Annotated in this window: 14 protein-coding genes; 3 read left to right on the forward strand and 11 right to left on the reverse strand. The window is 37.5% G+C overall.

What is annotated here, in order from left to right:
• Nucleotides 1-32: 32 nt before the first annotated feature.
• Genes aroA through gyrA form a run of 4 tightly spaced genes read right to left on the reverse strand, consistent with a single transcriptional unit; the run spans nucleotide 33 to nucleotide 6,347 of the window.
• Nucleotides 33-1,325, reverse strand: coding sequence for a 3-phosphoshikimate 1-carboxyvinyltransferase (aroA, locus tag OW492_RS09890; RefSeq protein WP_290039795.1), 1,293 nt, complete (start codon nucleotides 1,323-1,325; stop codon nucleotides 33-35).
• A gap of 14 nt (nucleotides 1,326-1,339) precedes the next feature.
• On the reverse strand, nucleotides 1,340-2,446 hold the full coding sequence (hisC, locus tag OW492_RS09895) for a histidinol-phosphate transaminase (protein WP_290039796.1): 1,107 nt from the start codon (nucleotides 2,444-2,446) through the stop codon (nucleotides 1,340-1,342).
• Between the two features lie 32 nt (nucleotides 2,447-2,478).
• Nucleotides 2,479-3,567 carry a 3-phosphoserine/phosphohydroxythreonine transaminase gene (serC, locus tag OW492_RS09900; RefSeq protein WP_290039797.1) on the reverse strand — a complete coding sequence of 363 codons (1,089 nt, stop codon included), beginning with the start codon at nucleotides 3,565-3,567 and terminating at the stop codon, nucleotides 2,479-2,481.
• Nucleotides 3,568-3,626: 59 nt separating this feature from the next.
• Nucleotides 3,627-6,347: a DNA topoisomerase (ATP-hydrolyzing) subunit A gene (gene gyrA / locus OW492_RS09905; RefSeq protein WP_290039798.1), complete on the reverse strand. Its 2,721-nt coding sequence runs from the start codon at nucleotides 6,345-6,347 to the stop codon at nucleotides 3,627-3,629.
• A 317-nt stretch (nucleotides 6,348-6,664) separates the two neighbouring features.
• On the opposite strand from gyrA, the gene ubiG reads away from it, so the two are divergent.
• Both ubiG and OW492_RS09915 read left to right on the forward strand, forming a co-directional pair.
• Nucleotides 6,665-7,429, forward strand: coding sequence for a bifunctional 2-polyprenyl-6-hydroxyphenol methylase/3-demethylubiquinol 3-O-methyltransferase UbiG (gene ubiG, locus OW492_RS09910; protein WP_290039799.1), 765 nt, complete (start codon nucleotides 6,665-6,667; stop codon nucleotides 7,427-7,429).
• Nucleotides 7,430-8,424: 995 nt separating this feature from the next.
• Nucleotides 8,425-9,108, forward strand: a complete 684-nt coding sequence (locus tag OW492_RS09915) for a DUF2982 domain-containing protein (protein ID WP_290039800.1) — start codon at nucleotides 8,425-8,427, stop codon at nucleotides 9,106-9,108.
• A gap of 392 nt (nucleotides 9,109-9,500) precedes the next feature.
• Here OW492_RS09915 and OW492_RS09920 read toward each other — a convergent pair whose 3' ends face one another.
• From OW492_RS09920 to OW492_RS09940, 5 genes are all read right to left on the reverse strand, one after another.
• Nucleotides 9,501-9,800, reverse strand: a complete 300-nt coding sequence (locus OW492_RS09920) for a 2OG-Fe(II) oxygenase (RefSeq protein ID WP_290039801.1) — start codon at nucleotides 9,798-9,800, stop codon at nucleotides 9,501-9,503.
• A 168-nt stretch (nucleotides 9,801-9,968) separates the two neighbouring features.
• The gene (gene pyrF / locus OW492_RS09925) at nucleotides 9,969-10,517 is read right to left on the reverse strand and encodes an orotidine-5'-phosphate decarboxylase (RefSeq protein ID WP_290039802.1); all 549 of its coding nucleotides are present in this window, start codon (nucleotides 10,515-10,517) and stop codon (nucleotides 9,969-9,971) included.
• A gap of 16 nt (nucleotides 10,518-10,533) precedes the next feature.
• The gene (locus tag OW492_RS09930) at nucleotides 10,534-10,782 is read right to left on the reverse strand and encodes a hypothetical protein (RefSeq protein ID WP_290039803.1); all 249 of its coding nucleotides are present in this window, start codon (nucleotides 10,780-10,782) and stop codon (nucleotides 10,534-10,536) included.
• Nucleotides 10,783-11,046: 264 nt separating this feature from the next.
• The gene (locus tag OW492_RS09935; protein ID WP_290039804.1) at nucleotides 11,047-13,293 is read right to left on the reverse strand and encodes a DUF2971 domain-containing protein; all 2,247 of its coding nucleotides are present in this window, start codon (nucleotides 13,291-13,293) and stop codon (nucleotides 11,047-11,049) included.
• 198 nt (nucleotides 13,294-13,491) lie between these two features.
• Nucleotides 13,492-13,800, reverse strand: a complete 309-nt coding sequence (locus tag OW492_RS09940; protein ID WP_290039805.1) for a hypothetical protein — start codon at nucleotides 13,798-13,800, stop codon at nucleotides 13,492-13,494.
• A gap of 570 nt (nucleotides 13,801-14,370) precedes the next feature.
• On the opposite strand from OW492_RS09940, the gene purT reads away from it, so the two are divergent.
• The gene (purT, locus tag OW492_RS09945) at nucleotides 14,371-15,561 is read left to right on the forward strand and encodes a formate-dependent phosphoribosylglycinamide formyltransferase (RefSeq protein WP_290039806.1); all 1,191 of its coding nucleotides are present in this window, start codon (nucleotides 14,371-14,373) and stop codon (nucleotides 15,559-15,561) included.
• A 203-nt stretch (nucleotides 15,562-15,764) separates the two neighbouring features.
• On the opposite strand, the gene OW492_RS09950 is transcribed toward purT, so the two are convergent.
• Both OW492_RS09950 and OW492_RS09955 read right to left on the reverse strand, forming a co-directional pair.
• A complete protein-coding gene (locus OW492_RS09950) occupies nucleotides 15,765-16,343 on the reverse strand; it encodes an outer membrane beta-barrel protein (RefSeq protein WP_290039807.1) in 579 nt (192 codons plus the stop codon).
• Between the two features lie 621 nt (nucleotides 16,344-16,964).
• Nucleotides 16,965-17,153: a hypothetical protein gene (locus OW492_RS09955; protein WP_290039808.1), complete on the reverse strand. Its 189-nt coding sequence runs from the start codon at nucleotides 17,151-17,153 to the stop codon at nucleotides 16,965-16,967.
• Nucleotides 17,154-17,285 lie beyond the last annotated feature (132 nt).

Raw genomic sequence — 17,285 nt, forward strand, 5'->3', positions numbered from 1 at the left:
GAAGTAGGTTTTTAATTAATACATTAAAATGCTTAATGGCTCACTGATGCTAACTTTTCAAAGTAATCAGGGAATGTTTTAGAAGTACACTTAGGATCGTTAATCGTCACAGGTGTATCACTTAATGCCACTAATGAGAAACACATCGCCATACGATGATCATCATAAGTATCGATTTCTGCATGCTTAAGCTGTGCTGGCGGCGTTACTTCAATAAAGTCATGACCTTCAATCACTTCAGCACCGACTTTACGTAGCTCAGTTGCCATCGCATATAAACGATCTGTCTCTTTTACACGCCAGTTATAAACATTAGTGATTTTAGTGGTGCCTTCAGCAAATAATGCCGCAACCGCAATAGTCATCGCAGCATCAGGAATATGGTTCATATCCATATCAATCGCTTTTAACTGACCTTTGCTGGCTTTAATGTAATCGTCACCCCATTCAATATTTGCGCCCATTGCTTCTAAGGCATCAGCGAATTGAATATCACCCTGTACTGATTTTTTGCCAATACCTGTCACTTTGATACTACCACCGCCAATTGCAGCAGCTGCTAAAAAGTAAGAAGCTGAAGACGCGTCACCTTCTACTAAGTAATTACCTGCTGCTTGATAAGTTTGACCACCTTTAATCACAAAGCGTTGGTACTCACCGTCAACGTTATCCACTTCAACACCAAAATCTTGCATGATTTGTAAAGTAATTTTAATGTAAGGTTTCGATACTAATTCACCCACGATATTAATGGTTGTATCTTCAGAAGCCATCGGTGCAGACATTAAAAATGCGGTTAAAAATTGGCTTGAAACACTGCCATCAATACTAATATCACCGCCTTTCAGGCCAGTTCCTTTAATTTTTAATGGTGGGTAATTTTCATCTTTTAAGTAACTAACGTCAGCGCCAGCTTGCTTAAGTGAATCAACCAATGAACCGATTGGTCGCTCGAACATACGCGGTTCACCAGTTAAGGTATATTCGCCTTGGCCTAAACATAAAGCAGCACATAAAGGACGCATTGCCGTACCTGCATTGCCTAAGAAAAGCTCGATATCACCTAATCCTTGTGTATCAAATGCACGACCTAATCCTTCAACAATACACTGTTTTTTATCTGCAGAAAGCGTGTAGTTAACGCCTAATTTTTTTAACGCATTTAACATATGACGGATATCATCACTGTCTAATAAATTAGTTAAAGTGGTCGTTCCTTGCGCCAATGCCGCTAATAATAAAGCGCGGTTTGATAGGCTTTTTGACCCGGGTAAATTAATTTCACCATCGACTTTTTTAATCGGGTTTAATAATAACTGTTCCATACTATCTGTTTCTCTTATTGCAAATTTAAAACACGGGTGAGTGCTTGTTTAAAACGTTGATTCTCTGCGTCAGTACCAATGCTAATGCGTAAATGTTGTGGTAAACCATAACCGGTGATCGGTCTTACAATCACCCCTTCTAACAATAGTTTTTGATAAACTTCGTCGCCCGATTGACCAACATTAACTGTAATAAAGTTACCCATAGATGGGATATACTGTAAATTATTAGCGTCAAAAAAAGCACTTAAGTCTTTCATGCCCGCATCATTTAAACGCACACTATCAGCCAAGTATTGTTCATCTTGCAAAATAGTTTCCGCCGCTTTTAAAGCCAAAGCGTTACAGTTAAACGGTTGACGTACACGATTTAAAATATCAGCAATATCTGGGTGAGAAATACTGTAACCAACACGTAAACCAGCCAAGCCATAAGCTTTAGAGAAAGTACGTGATACTATCAGATTAGGGAATTCAGCAATCCAAGCAATAGCATTACCACGACGCTCAGATGATGCATATTCAAAATAAGCTTCATCCAATACCACTAACACATCACTCGGAACTTGCTTCAAGAAGTCTTTAATCTCATCTTGCTCTAAAAAAGTTCCCGTCGGGTTATTAGGATTAGCAATAAAGATAAGTTTAGTTTTATCGGTGATCGCCGCCGCCATTGCCTCAAGATCATGACCATAATCTTTAGCTTTGACTACGACAGCGGTTGCGCCAATTGCTTGCGTTACTATTGGATAAACCACAAATGCATGTTCAGCAAACATCACTTCATGGCTATTATCTACAAAGGCACGTGCAATTAATTCTAATAAATCATTAGAGCCATTACCTAAAGTGATTTGGTTTAATTCGACTGCATACTTATTAGCTAGTGCCTGTTTAAGGTAATAACCATTTGCATCTGGGTAGCGTGTTAATTCCGTTAACTCTTTTTGTAATGTCGCTTTAACTGATTCACTTAACCCTAATGGGTTTTCATTAGAGGCTAATTTAACAATATTAGTTAATCCCAACTCACGCTCTAATTCATCGGTTGGTTTACCCGCTTGGTATGGGTGTAATTTTTGCACACCTTTATTCGCCAAGCTTAAAAAATCATTACTCATTTTACTTCCTTTCAATCACTTCTGTCGCGAGATTATGCGTAGCGTTTCTCAAATTCAGCCATAAAGTCAACTAAGGCTTGTACACCTTCGATTGGCATCGCATTGTAAATACTTGCGCGCATTCCACCGACTAATTTATGGCCTTTTAAGGTTAATAAACCTGCAGCTTTGGATTCGCTTAAAAAGGTTTCATTCAAGCTATCATCAGCTAATGTGAAAGGAATGTTCATACGGCTACGTACACTTTTATCTACATTATTGCTGTAGAAAGAAGACGCATCGATGGCGTTGTACAGCAGCTCAGCTTTCGCAATATTCTTTTTCTCTACTTCGGCAATACCACCTTGAGCTAATAGCCATTTAAACACTAACCCCGCTAAATACCATGAATACGTTGGTGGTGTGTTATACATAGAGTCAGCGTTTGCTTGTATCTCGTAATCAAAAATTGATGGAATCGCTTGGCGTGCTTTACCCACTAGGTCTTCACGTACAATGACAATTGCTAAACCAGATGGACCAATATTTTTTTGTGCTCCGGCGTAGACTAACCCGAACTTACTAATATCCAATGGACGAGACAAAATAGTTGAGCTCATATCAGCGACTAACGGCACAATCCCCGTTTCTGGCACATCAAAAATTTCAATCCCTTCAATGGTTTCATTTGGACAGTAATGCAGGTAGGCAGCACCACTATTAACAGGCCATTGATCACAAGGTTTAACGGTAATTTTGCCATCTTCCGTGGTGGTCATGATATCTGTTTCTTTAATACGCGCATGTTTCTTGGCTTCAACCACCGCAGACTTAGACCATTGTCCAGTCAGGATGTAATCCGCATCTAGCTTTTCGCCTAATAAGTTAAGTGGAACCGCAGCAAATTGACCACGTCCACCACCTTGGCAAAATAATACTTTGTAATTATCAGGTACTGACAGTAACTCGCGTAAATCCATCTCAGCTTGTTTAGCTAATGCGATGTATTCAGGGCTACGGTGACTTACTTCCATCACAGAAACCCCAGAACCTTGCCAGTTACAAAATTCACTTTGTGCTTGTTGCATTACTGCTTCAGGTAACATTGCTGGGCCAGCACAAAAATTATAAATCTTACTCATTTTTATATCCCTTAAAACAAAATAAGCGGCTACGGCCGCTTATTGATTATCATAATCCACTACTCAGCAGTATCAGTCTCTTGTTCATCGACTACGTCAGCTGGTGCTTCAGATGTACTACCTTCTTCAACAGAGGCAATCACTTCGCCTTCTTCACCTTCGTAAACAGGCACATCTTTAATTTCATCAATACGTTGTAATGCAACGATTTTCTCATCTTCAGAAGTACGGATCAACGTAACACCTTGTGTATTACGACCCACGACTGATACCTCAGAAACACGCGTACGTACTAAGGTACCCTTGTTTGAGATCAACATGATTTCATCGTTTTCATCAACCTGTACCGCACCTACCACTTTACCGTTACGTTCACTCACTTTAATTGAGATCACACCTTGCGTTGCACGGCTCTTAGACGAGTAATCTTCTAACGGTGTACGTTTACCGTAACCATTTTCAGTCGTTGTTAGGATATGGCCCGTTGCGTTTGGTACGATTAATGAAACAACCTTACCGCCTTCGTTTAATTTAATACCACGAACACCGGTTGCTGTGCGCCCCATTGGACGAACACCTTTAAACTTGATTTCAGGGTTGCCGTTTTCATCTAAAACAACGTTACCTTCTTCATCAGTCACTTCACTCTCTTCAGCTTCTTTGAAGCGAACCACTTTACCTGCATCAGAGAACAACATGATTTCATCATTACCGTCAGTTAACGCAACACCGATTAGCTCGTTATCATCATTTAAGTTAATCGCAATCAAACCACTTGAACGTGGGCGACTGTAAGCACTTAATGCCGTTTTCTTAACCGTACCGTTAGCGGTTGCCATGAACACGTATTTATCATCTTCATACTCACGTACCGGCAAGATAGCTGTAATACGTTCGCCCTCTTCAAGCGGTAAAATATTCACAATCGGACGACCACGTGCTTGACGAGATGCTAATGGTAACTGGAATGTTTTCAGCCAGTACAAACGGCCACGCGTAGAGAAACATAGAATCGTATCATGGGTACTTGCCACTAATAGTTTTTCAATGAAATCTTCATCTTTCATCTTAGTTGCAGCTTTACCTTTACCACCACGACGCTGTGCTTCGTAATCAGATAGAGGTTGGTACTTAACGTAACCTTCGTGAGAAAGTGTAACGACCACATCTTCCTCAACGATTAAATCTTCCATACATAGGTCAGATTCAGATTCAGTAATTTCAGTGCGACGAGGGTCAGCAAAGTTATCACGCACTTCTTCTAACTCTTCTTCAATCACTTCCATTAAACGCGCAGGGTTTTCAAGAATGAATAATAGAGCAGCAATTATTTCTAATAGCTCTTTGTATTCACCTAAGATTTTCTCGTGCTCAAGACCCGTTAATTTATGTAAACGTAAATCAAGAATCGCTTGTGCTTGAATTTCAGTCATGAAGTATTGGTTATCACGGATACCGAACTCAACCGCTAAGCCATCAGGACGAGCCGCATCAACACCGCTTGCTTCTAACATAGAAGACACTGCACCTAAATCCCAACCACGTGCTTGTAAAGCAAGTTTCGCTTCGGCAGGTGTTGGTGACTTACGGATTAAATCGATAATCTCTTCGATGTTAACTAATGAAATCGCTAAACCTTCAAGGATATGTGCACGGTCACGGGCTTTACGTAACTCAAATACCGTACGACGTGTAACTACTTCACGGCGATGCAGAATAAACGCTTCTAACATCTCTTTTAGGTTAAATAGTTTAGGTTGGCCATGGTCAAGTGCAACCGCATTGATACCGAAAGTCACCTGCATTTGTGTTTGTGCGTATAAGTTATTTAATACAACCTCACCCACTTCACCACGCTTAACTTCCACTACCATACGCATACCGTCTTTATCAGACTCATCGCGTAATGCACTAATACCTTCAATTTTCTTATCTTTTACGAATTCCGCAATCTTTTCAATCAGACGCGCTTTGTTCACTTGATAAGGTAATTCATGTACCACGATCGTTTCACGACCGGTTTTTTCGTTAACTTCAACTTCCGCTTTAGCACGTACTTTAATTTTACCGCGGCCAGTTGTGTAAGCATCAATAATACCTTTACGACCATTGATAATACCCGCAGTCGGGAAATCAGGCCCTGGTATATGTTCAATTAACTCATGAACCGTAATATCTTCATTTTTGATCAACGCTAAACATGCACTGATCACTTCACCTAGATTATGTGGTGGGATATTAGTTGCCATACCAACCGCAATACCCGAAGAACCATTAATCAATAGGTTTGGAATTTTTGTAGGTAGTACTTCAGGAATAAATTCAGTACCGTCATAGTTAGGTACGTAATCAACCGTTTCTTTTTCTAAATCGGCTAATAATTCATGGGCTAGCTTCTGCATACGGATTTCTGTGTAACGCATTGCTGCCGCGCTATCACCATCAACAGAACCGAAGTTACCTTGACCATCAACCAACATGTAACGTAGTGAGAAGTCTTGCGCCATACGAACGATAGTATCGTATACAGCCGTGTCACCATGTGGATGGTATTTACCGATTACATCACCAACAACACGTGCTGATTTTTTATAAGGCTTGTTCCAATCATTACGTAAGATATTCATCGCAAATAAAACACGGCGATGTACTGGTTTTAGACCGTCACGTACATCGGGCAATGCACGCCCTACGATCACGCTCATAGCGTATTCAAGATAAGAATTTTTTAATTCATCTTCAATATTAATTGGAGAAACGTCAGAGGCAAATTCGCTCATAGAAACTTAAATCCTTAATTTAGTGGAAATAGACTGAATTTAGTAAGGGATTGATAGTAGCACAAATGCACCTCAGCAAAAGGCTTTTAATAGGCAAAATCGCCTGAGAATCGTTTTATGAGCGAATTTGAGGCATTTATCGTTTTAAAGTACATTTTTTGAACAACTTAATTTTCAAATTAAAGCGCTCAGCGGCGCAAAATAAAATTCCCCATCCTAATTATTATCACGTTATAATCATTTGCTAGGTCAAATGACTCAATCAACAATGACATTAGCCCATTTTTCACTGCCACAAACATACAGGGTGCACCAGCATGGATCACAACACACCAGCAACAATTTCAGCCTTAGAAGCCACATCAGAAGCGTTGATACTAGAAGATAATGTCGATCAACAAGAGATCGAGAAGTTTTCAGCAATGGCAGAACAATGGTGGGATTTAGAAGGTGATTTCAAACCGCTACACATGCTAAACCCAACACGTCTTGAATATATCGAACAAGGTGTACAAGGTTTGTTTGGCAAAAAAGTAGTCGATGTAGGTTGTGGTGGCGGTATCCTAGCAGAGAGCATGGCGATTAAAGGTGCAGAGGTCATTGGCATCGACATGGCACACGCTTCATTACAAATCGCGCGTTTGCATGCCTTAGAAACAGAAACAAAAGTCACTTATAAAAAAACCACAGCCGAGCAGTTTGCCGCGGTTCATGCACAACAGTTTGATGTTGTGACTTGTATGGAAATGTTAGAGCACGTGCCAGATCCAGCGTCAGTGATCCAAGCATGTTGTGATTTAGTGAAACCAGGTGGCACAGTGTACTTTTCAACCATCAACAAAACCTGGAAAGCCTACCTAATGATGATTTTAGGCGCAGAGCACGTTTTAAAATGGGTACCAAAAGGGACTCATGAATATGAGAAATTCATTCGTCCTTCTCAGTTATTAAGCGCGATTGATAACACGCAGTTACATTGTGATGATTTATGTGGTGTGGAATACAGCCCGTTATCAAGTAATTTTAAAATCACTAAAAACGTTGATGTGAACTATATGTTGAAGTGTACGAAATTCAGCTAGTTTTTCGGCTCGTTCGGATGCTCTCTAGTAGGAATGCATAGCTTCACCTCGTTCTCACAGTCCTCCGTGGGAATGCATAGTTTCCCCCTCGTTCCCATGGCCCTCCGTGGGAATGCATATTTACCTAGATTACTAAGTGCTATCTCTCGTCTTTGCTCGTCCAGTCATTCACGTTTCGATTTACATTTATTCCGCCCTAACGGCGTGTTACTTTCTTTTGCTCGCCCAAAAGAAAGTAACCAAAGAAAAAGGCTCCCGAGCGTTTTTTTAACCTGAATCAATCACACCCTTCTTAACGCACCGCTCATATTCGACTTCCCTGTCTCGAACTGAGCTACCATGCCTTAGTTTGCTAGGAAATTATCGTAGCCAACTTGAGCAAGGTTTTGTTGTAGCTAAATCAAGAGCTGTGAGTTCAGTTTGTAAAATTAGTATGTAGCTCATGACGTATGGGTTTTCAGGGCGCTGACTTTAGTCTGCATGCTTTTACTTTGTGTTTTTTTACTAATACTAGTCTGCGCTCATCGAATCTGATTGATATTTCCAACTTTTGTTCCGCCCTAACGGCGTGCTACCTTCTTAACGCACCGCTCATATTCGACTTCCCTGTTTCGAACTGAGCTACCATGCCTTAGTTTGCTAGGAAATTATCGTAGCCAACTTGAGCAAGGTTTTGTTGTAGGTAAATCAAGAGTCGTTATATCAGTTTGTTGAATTAGTCTTCAGCTTATAAAGTATGGGTTTTCGGGGCGCTGACTTTAGTCTGCATGTTTTTACTTTGTGTTTTTTTTACTAATACTCGTTAGCGCTGGGTGAATTAGCCGATAGGCTTGTTATGAACGGAAGCGCTCTGCGATTCCTTTTTTTAGCCTGCTTTTTTTGTTTTAAATTTATTATATAATTTAAAACACCGCTCACTTATTATCGAAAACATATTATTCGTTGCTAATAAAAACTATTTGTTCAAGAAACCAAATTTTCAAGGAAGGTTAAATTTGGAAGATGCCGTCAATAGAGTGATTAAAGTTCACCCCAATTCAAAACGTAATGCACTAACGCTCATATGCCTTGGATGCACTTTGATTTTTATTTTTTGGATTATCAGTTTATTTCTTTGGCAAACCATTAAAATTCAATTGATTTTGCTCATATGTATCAGCTTAATGATTGCATTTATTGGGCTCCTTAAATATTTGGAGCCCGAAACCAGCTTTTTTATCACACCTAAAATGATTGAATATTGTCACCTTAATGGAAAATGGACATTGCCATGGCAAGATATTATACGCTTTGGAGAAGTTAAAGCAGACGTCAGAGGACAGCACACACAGTTGCCTTACCTTGGCATCAAGCTAAATAATTTAGAATATCTCGCCAAAAACATATCCCCAAGGCTCGCCAACAAGTTAATTCACGAGCAACAAGAATTAATCGTTTTGGCTATCATTAATAAAGAAATTAGTGCAGAAGAAGACTTGATTAATTTTGAACCATTCACGTTAAATGAAGTGATATATAAAGGCCCAATCGCAGGATGGTTACATCGTACGGAACAACTCGCCAAAGCATATGGTTATCATCTTTATTTGCCAGAGAGCAGTTTAGATCGAGATATAAACCATTTTTTAACCTTATTAAAAGAGTGCCATCACTACATCATTGTAAATGGGCCTTCTTAGTTTTTTAGTCGTAATCAATGACCTGAAAAGGAATAATCGCAAATATAAGCAACCAGGCTGCTAGATTCTGCTTCTCGTCTCCGCTCGTCGAAGCTAAATTGATATTTCAAACTTTGTTTTCCGCCCTGTCGGCGAGTTCATTTTTTATACGAACAAAGAAACGGAACCAACAGAAACTCACCCCGATCGTTTTTTAATCTGAATGAATAACAACGTTGTAACGCACCGGCTCTTGCTGGCCATCCATGGCCAAAACTAGCCTAACCAAACATTCTGTTTGGATTTGCTAAAAGCAAAGTATGATTTGGGAAGCTTAACGGCGGGGAGGTGTTGCCGCATTTAACATGGCCATTTTTTCGTTTATGCCATGTTCGATAAAGTGCTTAATAAAATTAAATGTTTAATGCAAAACTTAATAAAACACGTTTTCCTGATTCAATTTTAGTGACGCTGTGTTCATACTTATCTGGTCTGAATAAATACACGCGATTAAATAAATTGAGGATGCATTTTGTACACTTAAACACACCACCCACTTTGGGTTGTACCAATATGAAATTAAGTTTGTAATAGCGTCCTTTTTGAACATTATCAACGTGCATCCTGACACTGTGATTAATAGGATAAGTGACTAGGTTTATCGAAAATATCTTACTATAAAGAATGGTTTTATTTTTAATGGTTTCGGTCATATTGTCTCCATGCCAATGAACTGTTTATTCTAGCATTGAGTCATCTGTAATAGCCCTGTTTAGCAATATCAAAATGCGATGAGATATAACCAAATAATACATTTCATTTGTTTATAAAAGATTTGGGTGTCCAACACTTCATTTAGTTACGTTTAATAAGATTCCCACCTATTTTCGATATAAATTAATTTCAGAACGAAGTTTTAAAACAACTTCTCTAGCTTTAGAAGCGAAATCATCTCCATCACTAGCATAGATAACGCCTCGCGAAGAGCTAATAATTAAACCAGTTCCATTTTCAGTTTGTCCTGCTTTTACCAAGAACTCGATATCTCCACCTTGTGCGCCAACACCAGGTACAAGAAAAGGCATATCTCCGACTATAGAACGAACTTCAGACATCTGTGATGGCCATGTAGCACCGACAACAAGTAAACAATTATTATTATAATTCCACTTGTCGCTAACTAAAGAAGCAACTTTTTTATATAGAGGCATTCCATCTACTTCCAATTCTTGGAAGTCATTAGCACCTGAATTAGATGTTCGGCAAAGTAGGATTGTGCCTTTCTCCTTGTAATTGATAAAAGGTTCAGCCGAGTCAAAGCCGAGATAAGGGTTAACAGTTACAGCATCTACTTTGTAACGTTCGAATGATTCTACGGCATACTTTTCGGCTGTACTCCCAATATCGCCACGCTTAGAATCTAAAATCACTGGTATTTTAGGATATTTACTTTGAATATTGTATTGTTTTTTCTAATTGATCTTCTGCTGACTCAGCTGAAAAATAAGCAATTTGTGGCTTATATGCACAAACTAAATCGTGGGTGCTATCGATAATTTCTTTGTTGAATTTGAAAATTGCATCAGGAACATTACATAGACTAGCAGGGAAACGAGAAACATCAGGATCTAATCCAACACAAACCAACGAGTTATGTTCTTCCCAGATACGGTTCAATTTTTCTATAAAACTCACTCAATACTCCTTTTAGTGTAACGTCCACGATGAAAATGTTTGGGTGTCCAGTACTTCTTCCTTCCAGTACTTCTTCCTATGAGATATAGCCAAATAATACATTTCATTTGTTTATAAAAGGTTTGGGTGTCCAACACTTCATTTCCAGCTTTGTTTTCTGCCCTGTCTCGTACTATCTTGTTATCTAACCAACAAACGTATTTTAAACGTAACTTTTCGGATATGCGCCCCTTAAACCACTCTAAAAAAAGTTACCTCTTAAGATTAAAGATTAACTTGGCGATACTTTATTGAAAACTTATCATCATCACTAATATAAGCTTCTTTGAGTGATATTTTTTGCTCAAAGTTTCTTTTATTCTCGTTTATTCGAGTAATAAGCTTTTTAATAAGCTCTCTTTTATTATCTGGGAATTTATAGCCTAAAGTAATACAAACTATCTCTGCATTAATTCTATTTCTATCATGATTTGGATAGTCAAATTTTTCAAAATATATTTTATTCATATGGTTTGAAAATAATCTAACTTCACGCTCATACTCCCATCCCTTATTTTTAGTTAGTAAAAATTGATTGAATATAAATAAATCTTGTTCTGCATTTCGTTTTAATTCTTCAGTGTAGGAGATTTTCTCTATTCCAACGCCCTCTGGAAGTTCACCACCAAACCAATATTCAATCATTATCCCTTGATGCTCTTCAGCATAATGAGACCACATCAGCATGGAGTTAATATTGAGAGATAGAGAGAATGTTCGATAGTTTGAGTCAATAAGCTGCCCTTCGCCTACTTTATTTAACATAGGTAGTTCTATTGGATCATTTAATTGCTCTCTGCTTGATAAGTAAAAGTATTGATTTGTTAAAGCATCAAGAGTGTTCATATTAAAATAAGAATATTTGAATAGGCGCTTCATTCCATCTGCTGTAAATGTATTCCATTGAAATTGATTGGTTATCGCAATATTGAATATTTGCTTTAGTTTCACAAAATCGCTTTCTGAAATATCTACATCAGATAGTTTTGTTCCAGTAGCAATATAATTTCCAATAATGACATGATCTTTCTCTTCAGATGAGAGCATTAAATTTAAACCGTATTTGTATTGCTCAAATGCTAACGATAATTGACCTTTTCTTTCATAACAAACACCAAGTATGTTGCACGAGGCCATCGTAGGTAAATTTTTTGTATGGATATCAACAATGCTATCTATTACGTAATCATATTCTTCAGCTTTTATTCCTAAATTATAAAAACCTAATAAATCTTGATCCAATAAAGTTGAACCAAGCTTTTTATTCTTCTTTTTTTCAAATTCATTCTGATAATAAGCTTTATTCCACAGCTCTTTAATAGCCTTAAGTTCTTCTTTTAATGTTGAATATTGGAAATACATCATTAAATCTAAGCTATCAATAATATTTTTAGCTTGAATATAAGTTTCAAAATTATCTATTGGGTATTGTAACGACTGTCCACTTTCAAAGTGTTCCTCTAACTCTTTAGTTTTTAATTTAAACTTTAATATTTTATAAAGTGAGTTGTTTTCACCTTGCAAAGAATCACTATTCTTATGAATACACTGCATTATTTCTTCATCTAGTTCGTCATTTAATTGCAACTTAGCTAATACATAAAAAATTCGAGCGCTGAAACTATGTCTGAACAATATATCGCTTTTAGGTGCTTCGTCATAATGAGTAATTACAGCATGAAATTCTTTGGCCTGAAACGCAGACTTGATAATTGTTTCTCTTGTCATTAAGTTTTCTTTCAAATACTTTTGATAAATGCTTTTATAATCATCGCTACAAAAATCAGGTACTTGAAATGGATAAATATTAGATATTACCTTCTCTTTATCAACTAAGCCTTTCTCTGCATATGGCTGTATAATATCGTAACTAATTTTATCCATTGAATTAATAATAGTTAAGCCTTCCTCAATTTCATCAAGGTGGAAATGAGCCAATATAAGTAAATTTGATTTACATGTAACCTCTTCATCCATAACTATTTTTTTTATAAGCGTCCATTGTGCAGCTAATAAGTTTTTTGTATTTTTAAAAGTAATACAAGAAGTGTTAATTAAATGTATGACAACATCGTATTCACATTTTTTATAGTGAAATTCCAACACATAAAGCCAAGAACTCATATTATGATCTTTATAGTATAATCCGCGATGGCCGTCGATATTGCCATTATCCAATTCTACTGATTTCTTATAAAAACAAGTTGGAATATGTTCATTTAAAATTTCACTATAAATTTTACTAGCGGTATCCCCCAAGTAGCTGTATGCAAATGATTTATTACCATATTTTAATATAATTTCACTAAACGTCTCTTGGGTATTTTCTTGTTTAAGATCTTGAATAAAGTAATAAAAACCTAAATACCATTTGTTTTCTGAAGTATTTCGATGCTGCTCTAAAAAAGTAAGAGCAGAATAACGCTTAGCTTTTATAGCTTTAATGATTTCTTTTTCACTTATGTGATACATTTTACCCACCATTATAAAAATAGATCTATTAGTTAAAAAAAGGCTGGACGCCCGCATATTTAAATTATCAATATCAAATATTTACAATAAAACTTATCTCAATATGACTACGTCCGTTTTCCCAATAAGCTTTTCTGAATTAATCGCCATCTTTATCAAACGAAGATAACTATGAATTCGGATCTAGTTTCTTTTTACTTAATGCCTTGGCTTATCCACTTTTTCATTTTTACCTATAAAAGTAATGAGTAAGGCAACCAAAACACCTACTAAACCGATACTTGAAAATATAATGCTGTACTCACTTTTAATACCAAAGATGTTTAATAGACTGGTTATTAGTAATAATGTCATCCCGAGTGTTTTTATTTTCGTTAACCGCTTATTTAAGCTAAACCAACCATCACAAGATGGACATTGCTTTTCTACGTAGATGCTATTTTTATTGATGCTTTTAATATCTTTCGGGCTCATTTTTTCTTGGCAATGTGGGCACGTTACTTTCACTTTTAATCCTTGGGGCTTATTAATTTCAGTTAACAATCTGGTAAGGCAATAAAATATCATAATTTTATATTAATCATGCCATTCATTTAAACGCCTAGTTAAAAACATGAGCCTCTAGTCTTTGAACTAAAAAGAGTGTTTGCCTCAACACGACAAGAATAAAACCTAAAACACACAAAAGGAAAAGTATGAGACAGGCATTCTTAATCTTCTTCCTGTATTTTTCTCATCTAGCTCAAATACTTCAAGCCAGACTTTTCTTACTTTAAAGGTATCTGGTTTCTTCTATCTTTTAGCAGTTCGAAGCGTCGTTCGGTATGTTCAGCCTTCTTTTGCACGGTATAACGATAGTCATTGATTTGCTGGCTAGCAGTATCATCAAATAGAGCTACCCTGCTTTTCTAGTCGATGGGCGGAGCCAGTGGATATAGTTTGCGAAGATACGGAATAATGAGTTCCGTATGATGAAAACGGTTCTTTCTTACTATTAATCAATGCTAGCTAAACCCTTTTTCTGCTAGAATTCAAAACTTAATATCTCATCTTTTCATCCACATAAGAGTGAATTACATGACACATCCAATTTTAGGTACGGCAACCTCGGCAAGTGCAACTAAGGCATTATTGTTAGGCTCAGGCGAATTAGGCAAAGAAGTGGCTATCGAGCTACAACGTTTTGGCATCGAAGTGATTGCTGCTGATAGCTATGCAAACGCGCCAGCAATGCAAATTGCACATCGTTCACATGTTGTCAGCATGTTAGATGGAAAACGCTTAGAAGAAATCATTCGCTTAGAAAACCCAGACTTCATTATTCCTGAAGTAGAAGCGATTGCGACTGATACTTTGCTGGAGTTAGAGCAACAAGGTTTTAATGTTGTCCCGACTGCGCGTGCTGCAAAATTGACCATGGATAGAGAAGGCATTCGTCGTTTAGCCGCTGAAACGTTAAGCGTAAAAACTTCACCTTACATTTTTGCTGATACTAAAGAAGAGTATTTACAAGCCGTTAAAGAGATTGGCCAGCCTTGCGTGATTAAGCCTGTAATGAGCAGTTCAGGTAAAGGTCAAAGCGTGGTAAAAACGGATGCAGATTTAGATAACTCTTGGACTTACTCTCAAGAAGGTGGCCGTACTGGCGAAGGTCGTATCATTATTGAAGGTTTTGTTCCATTTGATTATGAAATCACTTTGTTAACGGTTAGCGCGGTTGATGGCATACACTTTTGCGCCCCTATTGGGCATCGTCAAGAAGACGGTGATTACCGTGAGTCATGGCAGCCACAAGCAATGTCTGAAACAGCATTACAAAAAGCCCAAGCTATTGCGACAAAGGTGGTTACTGAATTAGGTGGTTTTGGTTTATTTGGGATGGAGTTTTTTGTAAAAGGTGATGAAGTTTACTTTAGCGAAGTCTCGCCTCGCCCACACGATACAGGCTTGGTGACGTTGATTTCACAGGATTTATCTGAGTTCGCTTTGCATGTGCGCGCTATTTTAGGTTTCCCTATTGGTAATATTACGCAATACGGCCCTTCGGCTTCAAGTGTTATTTTAGGTAATGGCACATCACAAGATATCCAATTTGAAGGTGTCGCCACTGCGCTAGGCAAAGTAGCAGGATCGCAGATACGTTTGTTTGCAAAACCCAATATTAATGGTGGTCGCCGTTTAGGTGTCGCGATTGCTCGTGGTGAAAATATTGAACAAGCCATTGAGAGTGCAAAATCTGTTAGTACTGCTGTAAACATTGTTTATTAAATAAAGGTTTATTAAATAAAGGTTTTTGCTGAACCTTGACATAGCCTTTAGCAAGCTCAGGCAAGGAGCGAATTATACAACAGCATCGTTTTATAAAAGTCGAAATCTACATAAACTAGCGTAATTTAATAGACGATATATATCAAAAAAGGCAAATCAACATGATTTGCCTTTTCGTATTTTATTAGCTTATTTTTTGGAATTTAAAATTTGTATTCAAGACCAACTGAGGCGTATTTCATATCCGTTGAAAAGTCAGAATCGCTGTCCGCGCTTTCTGCATCCAAATCATTATCATAAACGGTATAATCGACTTTAACTGCCCAGTTTTTATCTAAGTGATAACTCACCCCTACCCCTGCAAATAACCCAGTGTCATCTTCGTTTCCATCAACTCCTAGTACAGAGTAATCAGTTTCATACCAGAGCTGACCACCTTTAGCATAAATTTCGATATTGTTTGTCACTGGTAAACCTAATTTTAACCCAAGGGTATATCCATCCGTTTCTGCACTTGCAACAGTGTTTCCATAATCACCAAAATCGACGTAACTCCCCTCAACAGCAATATATTCATTCAAAGAGTAACCTACGAATAGCTGATAAGCGTCTTTATCATCATCAAATTCGTCATCATTATCTACTCGTAAATAACCATAGTTACCACCGACATAAACACCTGCCGCATCGGAATCTGGGTTATATGCTTCTGCATGCGCCAATGTTGCAGAGCTTAAAAAACCAGTTGAAATTAATGCGTATGCTAAAATTGACTTTTTCATTGTATGCTCCATAAGTGTTTTATTATTTAATACTCATACTGAATTACTTTGTTAGTAGAGTTGCTCTTCAAGCTATTAAAGCTGTTTAAGCTGATTAAGTATTTACAAAATATGTGCCAACATTTACCCCTAAAAAAAGGGTGTTTTTCGTTCTGAAAATGTACAATTCGTTGTTTTAATGTGAATTTTTTATAATTCACTATGAAGAAATTACATACTCTAATTGCTCAAGAAAATTTTTGAATACCCCATGTTTAGAATAAGCACCAGCAAAAAATTTCAATAAAATCTTCCTCAATATGGCTAGGTCCATTCCTCCCATTAAGTTTTTCTGAATCAATCACTGAACTTAGCAAGGTAAGGAACCGTTGCTAGCGCTCTCCAGATGGGCGTCGGATATGAGCGGTGCTTGAGGTAGCCGTTATTGCTTTACCCCAAAGGTATAAATCAGAAAACGATACAGGAGCCTTTTTCTTTCCTTTTTGAAGGTATAGGTTTCTTTAGCGTGAGGAAAAATAACTTGCCGACCGGACGGAACACTGACAATAAATATAAAACAGAGGAGACGAGATCTCAGATCTCTAAATAAATGAAGACTGGGTTACCATTCAGAACAAAGTATTAAAGATAACCAGATTCAAACACTTGTTTGATTAATGCTATGAATAGCATGGCAAATACTAAAATAGGTAAGATTTTACTGTACTTCGCTTGTTGTTTCGCATCAATAGGCTTGGCATAACGCTCACCGAGTATCACCATCAAGGCAACAGCACCAAATAACGCAATCAAGATCCAGATAATTGTCATACTCTCCCCTTAACGATTCCACTTATTGTAATAGTTACATCATGTGTTCAACATAGCATATAGATCAATGTATATGGGCATTACATCACTATGCATTAGCAAGGAGACGTTGAAAATGAGATTTTTAGATTT

The sequence above is a fragment of the Psychromonas sp. 14N.309.X.WAT.B.A12 genome (genome assembly GCF_030397575.1).
Lineage (GTDB): Bacteria > Pseudomonadota > Gammaproteobacteria > Enterobacterales > Psychromonadaceae > Psychromonas.

Coding starts and splice junctions, on each gene's coding strand:
- gyrA (WP_290039798.1), bottom strand. CDS start 6,347: ATGAGCGAATTTGCCTCTGACGTTTCTCCAATTAATATTGAAGATGAA.
- OW492_RS09920 (WP_290039801.1), bottom strand. CDS start 9,800: ATGACCGAAACCATTAAAAATAAAACCATTCTTTATAGTAAGATATTT.
- OW492_RS09955 (WP_290039808.1), bottom strand. CDS start 17,153: ATGACAATTATCTGGATCTTGATTGCGTTATTTGGTGCTGTTGCCTTG.
- ubiG (WP_290039799.1), top strand. CDS start 6,665: ATGGATCACAACACACCAGCAACAATTTCAGCCTTAGAAGCCACATCA.
- serC (WP_290039797.1), bottom strand. CDS start 3,567: ATGAGTAAGATTTATAATTTTTGTGCTGGCCCAGCAATGTTACCTGAA.
- OW492_RS09935 (WP_290039804.1), bottom strand. CDS start 13,293: ATGTATCACATAAGTGAAAAAGAAATCATTAAAGCTATAAAAGCTAAG.
- purT (WP_290039806.1), top strand. CDS start 14,371: ATGACACATCCAATTTTAGGTACGGCAACCTCGGCAAGTGCAACTAAG.
- hisC (WP_290039796.1), bottom strand. CDS start 2,446: ATGAGTAATGATTTTTTAAGCTTGGCGAATAAAGGTGTGCAAAAATTA.
- OW492_RS09950 (WP_290039807.1), bottom strand. CDS start 16,343: ATGAAAAAGTCAATTTTAGCATACGCATTAATTTCAACTGGTTTTTTA.
- aroA (WP_290039795.1), bottom strand. CDS start 1,325: ATGGAACAGTTATTATTAAACCCGATTAAAAAAGTCGATGGTGAAATT.